Source organism: Caulobacter sp. BE264, assembly GCF_031457805.1.
GTDB lineage: Bacteria > Pseudomonadota > Alphaproteobacteria > Caulobacterales > Caulobacteraceae > Caulobacter.
Genome location: NZ_JAVDXI010000002.1, coordinates 346,403 through 359,749 on the forward strand (window position 1 = coordinate 346,403; position 13,347 = coordinate 359,749).

10 protein-coding genes are annotated in these 13,347 nt (G+C 65.7%); 1 reads left to right on the forward strand and 9 read right to left on the reverse strand.

All coding sequences use genetic code 11. From position 1 onward, the window contains the following. Positions 1-357 precede the first annotated feature (357 nt). Complete coding sequence (locus J2X45_RS06995; RefSeq protein ID WP_310213007.1) at positions 358-1,893, reverse strand: class I SAM-dependent methyltransferase; 1,536 nt, start codon at positions 1,891-1,893, stop codon at positions 358-360. Positions 1,894-2,046: 153 nt separating this feature from the next. Here J2X45_RS06995 and J2X45_RS07000 point away from each other — a divergent pair, with 153 nt between their 5' ends. Continuing rightward, positions 2,047-3,336 (forward strand): glycosyltransferase, encoded by a 1,290-nt coding sequence (locus J2X45_RS07000; RefSeq protein ID WP_310213010.1) that lies wholly within the window; start codon positions 2,047-2,049, stop codon positions 3,334-3,336. Positions 3,337-3,513: 177 nt separating this feature from the next. Here the strand turns inward: J2X45_RS07000 and J2X45_RS07005 are convergent, their stop codons facing one another. The 8 genes from J2X45_RS07005 to J2X45_RS07040 form a co-directional block, all read right to left on the reverse strand. Next, positions 3,514-5,097, reverse strand: a complete 1,584-nt coding sequence (locus tag J2X45_RS07005; RefSeq protein ID WP_310213013.1) for a TolC family outer membrane protein — start codon at positions 5,095-5,097, stop codon at positions 3,514-3,516. A gap of 56 nt (positions 5,098-5,153) precedes the next feature. Then, entirely contained in the window at positions 5,154-6,191 is a 1,038-nt protein-coding gene (locus J2X45_RS07010) for a glycosyltransferase family 4 protein (protein ID WP_310213015.1), read from the reverse strand. A 10-nt stretch (positions 6,192-6,201) separates the two neighbouring features. Continuing rightward, positions 6,202-7,239 carry a glycosyltransferase family 4 protein gene (locus J2X45_RS07015; protein ID WP_310213017.1) on the reverse strand — a complete coding sequence of 346 codons (1,038 nt, stop codon included), beginning with the start codon at positions 7,237-7,239 and terminating at the stop codon, positions 6,202-6,204. A 3-nt stretch (positions 7,240-7,242) separates the two neighbouring features. After that, positions 7,243-8,358, reverse strand: coding sequence for a DegT/DnrJ/EryC1/StrS family aminotransferase (locus J2X45_RS07020; RefSeq protein WP_310213019.1), 1,116 nt, complete (start codon positions 8,356-8,358; stop codon positions 7,243-7,245). Further along, a complete protein-coding gene (locus J2X45_RS07025) occupies positions 8,355-8,987 on the reverse strand; it encodes an acetyltransferase (protein ID WP_310213021.1) in 633 nt (210 codons plus the stop codon). Before J2X45_RS07025 ends, J2X45_RS07020 begins: the two co-directional genes overlap by 4 nt. After that, positions 8,987-9,964, reverse strand: coding sequence for a GDP-mannose 4,6-dehydratase (gmd, locus tag J2X45_RS07030; RefSeq protein WP_310213024.1), 978 nt, complete (start codon positions 9,962-9,964; stop codon positions 8,987-8,989). The genes J2X45_RS07025 and gmd overlap by 1 nt, the downstream gene beginning before the upstream one ends. A gap of 138 nt (positions 9,965-10,102) precedes the next feature. After that, positions 10,103-11,413: an HlyD family type I secretion periplasmic adaptor subunit gene (locus tag J2X45_RS07035; RefSeq protein WP_310213027.1), complete on the reverse strand. Its 1,311-nt coding sequence runs from the start codon at positions 11,411-11,413 to the stop codon at positions 10,103-10,105. Positions 11,414-11,480: 67 nt separating this feature from the next. Then, complete coding sequence (locus J2X45_RS07040) at positions 11,481-13,217, reverse strand: type I secretion system permease/ATPase (protein WP_310213030.1); 1,737 nt, start codon at positions 13,215-13,217, stop codon at positions 11,481-11,483. Positions 13,218-13,347: the final 130 nt, after the last annotated feature.

The window sequence follows — 13,347 nt, forward strand, 5'->3', positions numbered from 1 at the left end:
TTCGGAGCACAACTTCCGCTATTGCGCAGCCGCCTCCAGATTCCTGACGCTGTGGTCAAAATATCAGCGATGAGGGAGCGCCATCCAAACAAAAAGAAGCGTACTCATCAATTTGTGGAGTTCTCGAACCCGGGCTTAGGGTCGAAAAATAACATCCCTCCACACGTTCTAAACATTACAGGCCCGCATTAACGCCTGGCGTCCAGAAAAATACGCTTCCGTAAATCCAGACTACGTGAAACTTCGCCTGACGTTCGAAGCATCACTCTCCGAAAAAGCGAACTGAGCCCACGCGTCGCCGGAGCGACGGTCGTCACCCGGCGCTCAGCTATCGCTAAGCGCGCGGGCCACGCCCTCCTAGATCCCCAGCGCGGTCCAGACGGGCAGAATCTTTTTCGCCCATTCCTCGGCCTGGACCTTCAGCTCGGTTAGATTGTCCTCGCCCTGCAGGGTCGCGCCATCCTTGATGATGGCCTGCCCTTGGCCCTGAAGAACCTGGTAGGCGAAGGTCGCCCAGTCCTCCGAGGTCTGGCCGCCATTCTGGCGCGCTAACCAGAACAGCTGGTTGAAGCGACCGGCCGTGACGCCGCCGCCCGTCACAGGCGAGGCGAAGTAGGCGACATCGCCTACGGACAGCGAGCGCCGGGCGATCGCCTTGTTGAGCGCCAGAGTCCGCCCCTCGGCCTTGCTAACGTCCTGAGCCGCAGCCGCGGGCGTGATGACGCCCAGCCCCATCAGGATCGACATGGCCGACGTCAGTTGGGCGAAGTTCACGTTCTTGGCGGCGACGTGGGTTTCCAGCTCCAGGACGGAGTGGGGCTTGTTGTCGAGCAGCAGCTCGAAGATCGGCTGGTAGATCGCATCCAGCAGGTTGGCCTCGCCCAGGACACCGCGCACCGTCTTGGGCAGGTCGGCCTCGGTGACTGTCAGGACGATACGCTCTTCCCGCATCGCCGCGACCTGTTCGTGTCCGACTAGCGCCCGGACGCCGCGCACCCAGTAGTCACGCCGGAATTGCTGGTTCATGCAGAAGTCGCGGATCGTTTCGCGAAGAGAGACGTCGGGCACCGCACGCATGAACTCCGACTGCTGCGGGGTCATGTTCAGCTCATACAGATTGTCGAGCACAAAGGCCGAGCTGGCGAACCCGACCTTGGCGTCGCCAAGCCATCGCTCGAGGTCCGCGAAGTACATGGGGTGCCAGTCGCGGTTCATGTACTCGTGCGCGAGATACTTCCGGTCCTGACCCTTCACCTGCTTCAGCCGCTCGACGGCGCCCGGATTGGCCTTGGCGTACAGGGGCTCCAAGGCGAGGAATTGATCGATGAAGCCCAAGGCCGCATCGGTCTGGCCAATGATGCCCTGCCCAGGCGCGCCCATGACGTCGGCGTGCCGCTTCATAAGGTGACGGATCGGCGCCGACGCCGACCAGCCCGGCAAGGTGTTGTAGGAGATGTAGAGCACGCCGCCCGGACGTAGCTTGCGGCGGATGAAATCCACCAGCACGTGGCGGTTCTCATCGGAGATCCACGTCCAGATGCCGTGCAGCCCTATGAAGTCGAAGTCTGGCAGATCCTTTCGGTTGCAGAACTCGGCGAACGCCTCGTCGTAAAGCTTGGCGTCCGCGCCTGACAGCCGCACCATCTCGGCGGCGAAGGCCGCCTGCGACGGGTTGAAGTCGGTGCCATACCAGTTGATTCCGGGCTGGGCGGCGGCGTGGATCGAGACGGAAAGGCCTTGGCCAAATCCAAGTTCGCAGGCGTTCTCGATCTTCGGCGCGTGACGCCCGACCATGAGAAGCGGAAGACGGCAGCGGAGCGGGTTCAGCTCGTTGTAATAGCCAAACGTATAGTTGACGTCCGTGACATAGCCGGCGCTCCACTCAGTCGACACTTAGGCTTCCCCCAACTCCAATGACGCGCCATTGCTGCATGCAACCTGTCTCATGACAAGAGCGGCGAATATCGTCCAGAGCAGCTTTACTGGCGCGGCCAGCGATTGTGCCGCTATACGATCGCGCATGCGTTTCGCCCTACGGCCACTCACGTGAAATCTCGCCTGCTGCAGATATGGCGGCGCCTGCCGACGCCGATGCGCCGTTGGGCCCACGTCACCATCGGCCTGCCCCGCGCAGGCCTCGACCGGCTAGGCGAGGCCGTTGCCGAACACCAGCGCCGCGAGGCCGCCAACGCCGCGCTCCGTCGCGCCCTGAGAAACGCACGGCCAAAAGGGCGGCTTCCCACCGCCCCGGTGACGATCATCGGCTTTCATGGCGCGGTCCACGGCCTGGGCGAAGGCGCTCGAATGCTGGCGCGGGGTTTTGCGGATGCCGGCGTGCCCGTTCGCGCCCTGGATCTCTCGGCGTCCGTAGGCTTCGCTGCCGAGATCGCGCCCGCCTTCCCCCCGCCGGAGGCCCACGAACGGGGCGTCGTGATCTCTCACATCAACCCGCCTGAACTCTTGCGGTGGGCCAGCGCCACCGAAGGCCGCCTCCTGCAGGGGCGCCGGCACATCGGCTACTGGGCCTGGGAGCTGCAGGAGACACCTTCGGACTGGCGCCCCGCTTTCGATTTCGTCGACGAGGTCTGGACGCCTTCCGCTTTCGCCGCCGATGCGATCCGCCGTGTGGCGCCGAAGCGCGTGAAAGTCACACCCGTCCCCTACCCGCTTTACCTGAACCCGCGGCCAGCCCCGGATCGGAAGCGCTTCGGGCTTCCCGACGATCGGGTCGTGGTGCTTGTGGCCTTCGATCTACGCTCGACAGCTGAGCGGAAGAACCCGCGCGCCGCGCTGCGCGCCTTTCAGGAAGCCGCCTCGCGCGCATCCCGTCCCGCGACGCTGGTCTGCAAGATCGTCGGCGCGGATCTCTACCCCGAGATCCTTGACGCCTTGGCGTCAGAGGTGGCGCACGATCCGTCCATCCGGCTGCTGACCGATAATCTGTCGGCGCACGACATGGCCGTCCTGACCGCGAGCAGCGACATCGTCCTGTCGCTCCACAGATCCGAAGGCTATGGCCTGCTGCTGGCCGAAGCGATCTGGCTCGGCAAGCCCACCGTCGCGACAGGCTGGTCGTCCAATGTCGAGTTCACCGACCCCGCGTCCGGCGTGCTGGTCGACTACCGGCTCATTCCAGTGGAAGGCGACGGCGTGATCTATCGCTCCGGAGAGTGGGCCGACGCGAACGTCGACGACGCCGCCGAAAAGCTTGCGCGGCTGATTTCCGACGACGCCTGGCGTCGGAGCCTCGCGGACGCGACCGAACGGAACGATCACGTCTCGTTCAATCGCGACGCCTGGACGACAATGATCCGGACCTTGGCGCCGCTGAACTAGATAAACGCGCGCTCAGCGAACGACGGTCGCCGCCCCGGGAAAAGCTGGAGCCCCAATCAAATTGGCAAGCGCTCTAGAGCATTTTTCGAGCGTAGTGGTTCCGGTTCGCGTGAAGAAAAATGCGCCAAAACAAAAGATTAGAGCTCACGGCCTGACGCAGTCAGGTCGTGAAATGCTCTAGTTCTTCGGCGCGGTCCGCAGTGGCGCGTCATCGCTCAGGGCCGGGAGGTCGTTGATCGAGGCGGGCGGCGTGACCTTGTCGGCGGAAACCGGCTTCGCCGGCAGGTCGCTCGACACCGGCCGCACGGGTGAGGTGTCGCCCGCCGTCGGCTTCTTGGGCTCCAGCGGCAGAGCGATCCGGTCGAACACGCCGATGATCAGCTCGGTGGGCAACGCGCCCTTGTAGCGAACCTTCTTGAAGTGACGCTCGGGGTCGTAAGGCTGAACGCCCGGAGCCAGGTTGCCGACTTCAAGCGTGCCGACCTGCGCGAGCAGCTGCAGCCGACCAACATACTCATTCGCGCGACCCCGAACGAAGTTGATCTGGGCGTTCTGCAATTCGGCCTGGGCGTTCAGCACTTCGATCGTGCTGCGGAGCGCGAAACGCTCCTCCTCGCGCACGCCATAGAAGGCGATCGTATCGGCCTTCATTTCCTCTTCCAGGCTCACCAGCGACTTGCGCGCAGCGACGAGGCTGTCCCAGTACTGCGAGACGCCCAGCACGACGCTACGCCGCGCATCCTCGATCAGCAGCTTGTCGCGGTTGTTTTCCTCGATCGACTGCCGGACGGAAGAGTTCAGCTGACCGCTGGTGAAGAGCGGTTGCGTCAGCGTCACAGAGGCGTTGACGGTGTCTTCGCGAAGGCCGCCGCGCGCGTAGTAGGGCGTGCTTGAGCCATTGCGATAGTCGGCGCGCGCGCCCACCGTGAACAGGCGTTGCGCGCGGGCCTCCATGACGCCGGCGCGGGAGGCTTTCTCGGTGTAGCCCGCCGCCAACAAGGTCGGATTGGCCTGCTCCGCCTGATTGAAAGCTTCATCCAGGTTGGCGGGCAGGTCGTCGATGTCCGGTTCCGGCTCAAGCGTCTCCGGCTGGTGGCCCACCAGGGAGGCGTAGAACGCGACGCTGACATTGAGCTGCGCTTGGGCGTTGGCGACCTGCGTCGTGGCCGAGGCCAGGCGCGCCTTGGCCTGTTGCACGTCGGTGAGGGTGACCTGGCGGACGCTGTACTTGTCTTCCGTATCCTTCAGCTGCTTCTGCAGCCAGGCTTCGCCGCCCTGGCTGATCCGAAGGATTTCCCGATCGCGACGAACCGAGATGTAGGCGTTGGTCACGCGGACCAGCAGGTCCATCTCGATCCGGCGCAGGTTCTCCCGCGCAGCCTTGATCTGCGCCTCGACGCCGGCCAGACGGGCCGAGAAACGACCGCTGGTGTAGAGGGTCTGACTAAGGGACAGCGTCGACGTCTGGCTGGCGGCCTCGACGCCATTCTTGGCGTTCACGCCCTTCGACCAGCCGTAGACCTCGGCCACAGACGCGCTGGCCTGGAGGCCATAAGCCGAGCGCGCCTGGGTGTAGTTCTCGTCAAGCGCGCGCATGGCGGCGCGCTGGGCCTGAATGTTCGGATTGGTTTGATAGGCTGCGGTGATCGCGTCAGCCAGGGTCTCGGCTTGGGCGAGATCGGCGCGACCGACGACGGCCATGGCCACAACCAAGGCGATCACAGACGTTCGCACGGACAGAACTTTCGACAGCACTCGCATTCCCTAGACTGTAGCGGACCCCGTCTTAACGTGGCCTTCAACCCAATATTTGTGGCTTAATCAAGAAGACGGCGGACCGTCTCTTCCCAAGTGACATTCTTGTCGCGCCATAGCCTGCGCGCCGCGTCGCCCAGCGATATGGCGCGCGCCCGGTCCGAGGTCAAACGGTCAAGCGCGTCCGCGAGAGCCTGCGGCGACGGCTCGGCGACGGCGCCAGTGTCTCCGCTGACGATCTCGAGCAAGCCGCCGGAGTCGGTGACGGTCAGAACCGCCTTGCCGGCCGCAAAGGCCTCCATCGTCACATAGCCGACGCTGTCCTCGTCGAAGGGCAAATAGGCGCAGATCAGCGCGCCGTTGGCCCACCGGGCGATGTCCTCGCGCGGATGGAAGCCAAACCGCAGATCGACCCGGTCCTTCAGCCCCAGGTCCTCGACCAGCTTGGTCAGGCGATCGGCATAGGCCTGGTTCTCCGGCGGACCGGCGATCACCAGGCGCAGGCTGCCCGGCAGCAGGGCGAGGGCCTCGATCAGCAGATGCTGGCGCTTGCCGGCCGCGACCCGGCCGCCCGCGAAGACGTAGTCGCCATGCTCGCCGCCCGTGAACAGCTCGCCGTCGTTCAGCGGCGGATAGAGAACGTCGCTACTCACACCGTTGAACTTCATCAGACGGTTCTGGGTGACGGGCGAGTTGCAGTAGATCTTCTGACACTCGGCGAAACAGGCGTTGTCGGCGGCGTGAATCGCCGCCTTCACCGCCCGACCCGTGTCGTCGAAATCCAGATGGCTTTGGCCGGCTTCGGACAGGTCGTAGGCCTGGCGGAACTGATGCAGCAGCCAGAGCACCTTCTGGTGATGCGGGATCAGATAGGCCGGGAACTTCAGGCCGATCACGCGATCGACATTGTAGAGCCGCATGCCCTTGGAGATCAGCATCTCCTCGATCAGGCGCTCGGCGGGCTCCCAGGTGAAGGGCACGCGCACCAGTTCGGACTGGACGCCGGGCGTGGCGTTCAGGCGGCGCACCAGATGGTCGGCCAGCTCCTCGGCGCCGCCGCGCTGGAACGGCGCGGCGTTGTTGACGACCAGAACCTTCATGCGAGCGTCCTCATGAGGTCAGCCGCTCCACCACGGTGCTCCAGTCGATCTTCATCTCGGCCAGACGGTTCAATGAGGCGGTCCCCATCTTGCCTGTCGCGGACTTGTCCGCGTGCAGGCGGTCGAACTGTTCGGCGAGGGCGCGCGGGTCCGGCGCGCTGATCAGGCCGTTGCGGCCATGCTCGACCAGTTCCAGCACCCCGCCGGAGTCGGTGGTCGTGATGACCGGCTTGCGGGCGTGGGCGCCCTCCAGCGACGGATAGCCGTAGCTGTCCTCGTCCTTCGGCAGGTAGGCCACGGCGAGGGCCTGCTTGAGCATGTCGGCCTTCTCGTCCTCGCTGATCCAGCGGTCCTCGAGAATGACCCGGTCGGCCACGCCCAGGTCGTGGGTCATCTTGACGAGTTGGCGCCCGTATTCGGCGCTGGACGCCGTGCCCGCCAGGCGCAGCTTCACGCCGGTCTTCACGTACTGCATGGCCTCGATCATCAGGGCCTGCCGCTTGTGGGGCTCCAGCCGCGAGATGGCGACGATCTCATCGCCGTAGCCGGTATGGGTGAAGCGCTCGGGCTGGTAAATCGGCGGATACAGCGGCGTGGCGTCCAGGCCGTTGAAGGCTTTCAACCGGTCTGCCACCACCTGGGAGTTGGTGAACACCGCCCGGGCCTCCGAAATCGCCTGGGTGTCGAGCGCGCGGAGATTGTCGCGGATCGCCCGGTGGTGGGCGTCGTCGGGCATGCCGCGATAAGGGGTGTCCCACAGATCGTAGAAGGTGCGGATGTGATGGATGAACCACAGCACCTTGTTTGGATGGTCCACAACATAGGCCGGCGGTCGGAAACAGATCACCCGGTCGCACCACTGCGTCAGGTCCATCAGCCGCCAGGCGGCGATCTGGTGCAGGATCTCGTTCGGGTCGTCGACGAACGGGAGATAGAAACGCTCGACCTCGTGGCCGGCCTCGATCAGCTTCTCCTCGAGCCACTCGACGATGAAGCGCGCCCCGCCGTTGATGAACGGCACGATCGAAGACAGCAGGACGATGCGCATCGGCTAGACCAGCACCTGGTCGAGCGCGGCGATCACGCGATCGATGTCCGCCTCGGTGAGACCGGCGTGGGTCGGCAGGTTCAGGCCATCCGCCCCACAGGCCTCGGCGACCTTCAGGTCATCCGTGGCCAGATGGGCGTAGGGGGGCATCACATGCATGGGGTGGAAGACCGGGCGGCTCTCGACACCCAGGGCGTCGAGATCCTTGATCACCTGGTCGCGCGAGGTCGACAGCCCCTCGCCCAGCCGCACCGTGTACATCCAGAACACGTGGCGTCCGGTCGGTTCGACATAGGGCTTGATCACCCGGTTGCCCAGGCGCGCCAGCTTTTCCTCGTACCAGCCGACAACCTTCTCGCGAGCCGCGAGGTGCTCGTCGACCCGCTCCAGCTGCGCTAGGCCGATCGCGGCCTGGATGTTGGTCATGCGATAGTTGAAGCCGACGACCGGGAACCAGTAGCGGCGGTTAGGATCCATGCCCTGGCTGCGGTACAGGCGCATCGTCGCGGCCAGTTCATCGTTGTTCGTCGTGATCATCCCGCCCTCGCCGGTGGTGATGATCTTGTTGCCGAAGAAGCTGAAGGTCGCGCAGTCGCCCAGCGAACCCGACATCTTGCCCTTGTAGGACGCGCCGACGGCTTCCGCGGCGTCCTCGATCACCATCAGGCCGTGCTTCTTGGCGATCTCCAGGATCGGGTCCATGTCGGCGACCTGGCCATACAGGTGGACCGGCATGATCGCCTTGGTGCGGGGCGTGATCTTGGCTTCGATCAGTGCTGGATCGATGTTGAAGGTCCGGGGGTCATTGTCGACCAGCACCACCGTGCCGCCGCAATAGGTCACGGCGTTGCAGGAGGCGATGTAGGTCAGGCTCGGAACGATCACCTCGTCGCCGGGCCCGATCCCCATGGCCACCAGCGCCAGGTGCAGGGCCGTGGTGCCGTTGTTGCAGGTGATCGCGTGCTTGACGCCGCAATAGTCCGCGAAGGCGCGTTCGAAATCAGTGATGAAGCGGCCGGCCGACGAGATCCACGTCGAGTCCAGGCACTCCAGGACGTAGTCCCGCTCGTTGCCGTCGAGACGCGGCGCGGCGACGGAAATACGCGGCAGATCACTCACGAACGGTCTCCTTTGATCTTGGCCGGCACGCCGATCGCGAGAACCGCGTCCGGGAGGTCACGCACGACGACGCCGCCCGCGCCGACGATCGTATCGGCGCCGATCGACACGCTGGGTATGGCCCGGGCGCCGACACCGAGGAAAGCCCGCTCCCCCACCGACACGCCCCCGGCCAGAGCCGAAGCCGGCCCCAGATGGCAGGCTGCTCCGAGGCGGCAGTCATGATCGACGACCGCGCCGGTGTTGACGATCACAAGGTCGTCGATCCAGCTTTCGGCGTTGATCGCCACGCCTGCCATCAGCGCGATCCCCTCGCCCAGGCGGGCGCTGGGCGAAACGACCGCCGAAGGGTGGATCGCGTTGACCAGGGCGAAGCCGTGGTCGCGCGCCTTGCGGCCCAACGTCTGGCGAAGCCGGTTGTCGCCGATCGCCACGAACAGTTTGGAAAGCCCCTGCCCGCGCAGCGTCGGCAGCGCCAGATCGTCGCCGACCACCGGCACGCCCAGAACCGCGCGTGGAGTCGGATCGGCGTCGATGATGGCCGCCACCGTCTCACCGCCGGCCCGCAGGCTTTCGATGACCACCTTGGCGTGGCCGCCGCCGCCGATGATGACGACGCCGCCGCTCATCAGTTGCGCGAGCGCCGGGCGATGTCGGCGTCGACCATTTCGGCGATCATCTCCTGCATGGTCGTCTTCGGCTCCCAGCCGAGCTTGGCCTTGGCCTTGGCCGGATCACCGAGCAAGAGATCGACTTCCGCCGGTCGCAGGAACTTCGGATTGATCGTCACGTGGTCCTGATAGTTCAGGCCGACGTGGGCGAAGGCCACCTCGCACATCTGGCGCACGGTCCAGGTCTTGCCGGTGGCGACAACGTAGTCGTCCGGCGTCTCCTGCTGCAGCATCAGCCACATCGCCTCGACATAGTCCTTGGCGTGCCCCCAGTCGCGCTGGGCGTCGAGGTTGCCAAGGTCGACGGTCTTCTGCTGCCCAAGCTTGATGGCCGCCACCGCGTCGGTGACCTTGCGGGTCACGAACTCGATGCCGCGCAGCGGGCTCTCGTGATTGAACAGGATGCCGGCCGAGGCGTGCAGGCCAAAGCTCTCGCGGTAGTTCACGGTCATCCAGTGCGCGTAGAGCTTGGCCACGGCGTAGGGCGAGCGCGGATAGAACGGCGTCGTCTCCGACTGGATCGGGTGCTGCACCAGGCCGTACATCTCGGACGATGAGGCCTGGTAGAATCGCGCCTGCGGGCATTCCAGGCGGACGGCTTCGAGCATGTTGGTCGCGCCCAGCCCCGTCACCGACCCAGTCAGGTGCGGCTGGTCCCACGACGCGCCGACGAAGCTCTGGGCCGCGAGGTTATAGACCTCGTCCGGCTGCAGGCGGCGCATCAGGCGCGACAGACCGCCGGCGTCCAGCAGATCGCCCAGCTCGAACTGGACGTCGTCATACACGCCGATCCAGCGCAGACGATCGCCGATCACGTCGGCCGAGGCCGAGCGGCGCAGCATGCCGTGGACCGTGTAGCCCTTCTCGAGCAGCAGCTTGGCGAGGTACGCCCCGTCCTGACCGGTGACCCCGGTGATCAAAGCCGTCTTCGCCATGCGTATCCGCCGACTCCAGTAACAACGAAGGGTCCTGACTACACTATTGCCCGCGAATGGAAAGCAGCGCCGGCGATTTTACATCGCCCGCGCCGCCGTCCGAAAAGCGTTGCAAATCAGGCTCTTGAAATCCTAGCCCTATTCCTCGCGCATCGTGGTGCGCAGGGTGTCCCGTAGCGGCGAGAACAGATACTGCAGCACGGTGCGCTCGCCGGTCGGGACGATCACCTGAGCCGGCATGCCGGCCGTGACCCGGCCTCGCAGCTGCGGCGGCAATTGCTTGATGTCCACGCGCACGATCCCGAGGAAGTAGTCGACCTTGGCCTGCGGATCCGAGATGCGGTCCTGCGAGATCGACTGGATCTTGCCGTTCAGGATCGGGACCTCCCGCGAGTGGAAGGCGGGCAGACGAACCTCGGTGACCATGCCGGGATGGACATTGTCCACGTCGGTCGGCTGGAAGTGCGCCTGGATCACGAAGGTTTCGTCGTCGGGCGCGATGTCGACCAGCGGCTCGGCGGCCCGGACTACGGCGCCTTCGGTGAAGAAGCGCAGGTTCTGCGCGGTGCCGCTGACCGGTGACAGCACGCGGATGCGCTTCTGGGCGTCGGAGGCCACGACTTCCTTCTCGGTCACTTCGGCCAGGCGCACGCGCGTCTCGGTGATGCTCTGGCTGACTTCCTCGAAAAACTGCTGCTTGATCTGGCGGATCTTGAGCTGGGTTTCGCCAGCGCCTTGCACCGCCTTGGAGCGGTCGGCGGTCAGGCGGCCGATCGAGCCGGACAGCGAGGCCTGCTCGCGTTCCAGGGCCAGCAGGCGCGGACGCGGCACCAGGCCCTTGTCGTAGAGCTTGCGCAGGTCGGTCAGTTCGTCCTCGATGAAGCCGAGCTGGTCCTTAAGGCCCTGGGTCTGACGATCGATGCCCTCGATCTCGCTCTGGTACTGAGCGCGCTGGGCGTTCATCAGGTCGACCTGCCCCTGGATCGTCTGACGACGCTCGCTGAACTGGGCCTGCTCGTCGGCGATGGCGCGGGCGACCATCGGATCGGCGCGCTGGCTGAGCAGGTCGGCCGGGAAGCTGATCGACGCGCGCTGATCGCGCTCGGCCAGCAAGCGCGCTTCCATCGCCTTCAGGGCCACATATTGGTTGCGGGTGATGCCGGCGGCGGCGTTGGCTTGGGTGGGGTCCAGTTCGAACAGCAGCTGGCCCGCCTTCACCTTGTCGCCCTCGCGCACGAGGATCTTGCTCAGCAGGCCGCCCTCCAGGTGCTGGACGGTCTTGCGATTGCCCTCGGCCGAGACGACGCCGTTGGCGATCACGGCGCTGTCGAGCGGCGCGAAGGCCGCCCAGCCCAGCAGGCCGACGAAGGTCAGAGCGATGATGCCGTAGCCGATACGGGCCACGCCTTGGAAGTTGTCCGTCGGACGCTGGAGCTTAGGGGGCTTCATTGTGATTCAAGCCTGATGGGCGCGTTTGCAACGGCCAGGAAGGGAGAGGCGGACAGACGAAGAGCGCCTATTGGACGCGCTGCAGGGGCGCGGGGGGCGGCGTCGGCGGCGGGGATTGCGGCGGCGCTGCGCCCGTCAGCTTGGCCAGCATCACGTCGCGCTCGCCAAAGTCGCTGATCACACCCTGGTTGATGACCATGATGTAGTCGGCCTGGGCCAGCAGGTTCACCTTGTGGGTGGCGAAGATCACCGTGCGCTTGGCGGCCTTGAGGCGGTTCATCGCCTCCATCAGGGCGACTTCGCCCGTCTGGTCCAGGCTGGCGTTCGGCTCGTCCAGCACCAGCAGGGCCGGCATGCGGAACACCGCGCGGGCCAGGGCCAGGCGCTGGCGCTGGCCGCCGGACAGCGAGGCGCCGCCCTCGCCGATCGGCGTGTCATAGCCCATCGGCAGGCCCTGGATCATCTCGTGCACGCCCGCCAGGGTGGCTGCGGCGATCACCTCATCGGACTCGAACTCGGTGAAGCGGGCGATGTTCTGGGCGACGGTGCCGGAGAACAGCTCGATGTCCTGCGGCAGATAGCCGATGTGGCGACCCAGCTTCTCGGGATCCCATTGCTTGATGTCGTAGCCGTCGAGGCGGATGACGCCGGCCGCGCAGGGCCAGACGCCGACAATGCCGCGCAGCAGCGAGGACTTGCCCGCCGCGCTGGGGCCGACGATGGCCACGGCCGTGCCCGCGTCGATGCGGAAGCTGGCCTGGCGCATGGTCGGCGCCTGGGCGCCGGGCGGCAGGATCGAGGCGGCCTCGGCCGACAGCACGCCGCGCGGCTCGGGCAGCGGCATGTGATCGTCCGTGCTCTTTTCTTCGCGCAGCATGGTCTGCAGGCGGTCCCACGCGCCGCGCGCGCCGATATAGCCCTTCCACTGACCCACGGCGCCCTCGATGGGGGCCAGGGCGCGGCCGACCAGGATCGAGCCGGCGATCATCGCGCCGGGCGAGATCTTGCCGTCGATGGCCAGATAGGCGCCGCCGCCCAGGATCAGGGTCTGGACAATGTTGCGGAACACCTTGATGCCCGACATCACCGCGCCGCCGGCGTCGCTGGCGGCGGCCTGCCAGGCCACCTGCTCGTCGCGACGCAGGCGCCAGCGCGCCTGCAGCCCGCCCCACATGCCCATGGCCTTCATGACCTCGGCGTTGCGCAGGGTCGAGCCGGCGTCATTCTGGGCGGCGATCGAGGCCATGGTGGCCATCTGGATCGGGTTCTTGGTGGCGTTGTCGTTCATCACGGCCAGGCCGAAGATGATGAAGCACGAAATGATCGCCAGGATGCCGAAGAACGGGTGCAGCATCCACGAGACGATGACGAACACCGGCGTCCACGGCGCGTCGCAGAAGGCGATCAGCCCGCCGGTCATGAACTCGCGGACCTGGTCCATGTCGCGGAAGGCCTGACCGCCCGCGCCGCGCCGGTTCAGCGTGGAATCCAGCACCGACTTGAAGATCGGATCGCGCGCAACGCCGTCAAACTTGAGACCGCCGCGCACCAGCACCTGGGTGCGCAGCGCTTCCAGCAGCCCGTACACCAGAAACAGGAAGACGCAGATCACGGTCAGCACGACCAGGGTCGCGACATTGCGGCTGGACAGCACGCGGTCATAGACCTGCAGCATGTACAGCGGGCTGACCAGCGCCAGGATGTTGATGAAGAAACTGAAGACCATGGCGGTGATCACCGCCGGGCGGGCGACCAGCACGGCCTGGTCGAGGATCGTCGGCTTCGCGCCGCTGGGCTTGAACATTGTGAGCCTTCAGGACGCCGCGCCTACCCACGCGGCCATGTACAGTAACAACTAAGGCGCCGTCTCGACCACGAAATTGTGGCGGAAAGTGAGCAGCCTACGCTTCCGCGCTAGAGCACAGCGAGACCTC

Bases quoted from the DNA above. Each gene is read 5' to 3' on its own strand.
- J2X45_RS07005 (WP_310213013.1), bottom strand. From the start codon at position 5,097: ATGCGAGTGCTGTCGAAAGTTCTGTCCGTGCGAACGTCTGTGATCGCC.
- J2X45_RS07010 (WP_310213015.1), bottom strand. From the start codon at position 6,191: ATGAAGGTTCTGGTCGTCAACAACGCCGCGCCGTTCCAGCGCGGCGGC.
- J2X45_RS07015 (WP_310213017.1), bottom strand. From the start codon at position 7,239: ATGCGCATCGTCCTGCTGTCTTCGATCGTGCCGTTCATCAACGGCGGG.
- J2X45_RS07025 (WP_310213021.1), bottom strand. From the start codon at position 8,987: ATGAGCGGCGGCGTCGTCATCATCGGCGGCGGCGGCCACGCCAAGGTG.
- gmd (WP_310213024.1), bottom strand. From the start codon at position 9,964: ATGGCGAAGACGGCTTTGATCACCGGGGTCACCGGTCAGGACGGGGCG.
- J2X45_RS07035 (WP_310213027.1), bottom strand. From the start codon at position 11,413: ATGAAGCCCCCTAAGCTCCAGCGTCCGACGGACAACTTCCAAGGCGTG.
- J2X45_RS07040 (WP_310213030.1), bottom strand. From the start codon at position 13,217: ATGTTCAAGCCCAGCGGCGCGAAGCCGACGATCCTCGACCAGGCCGTG.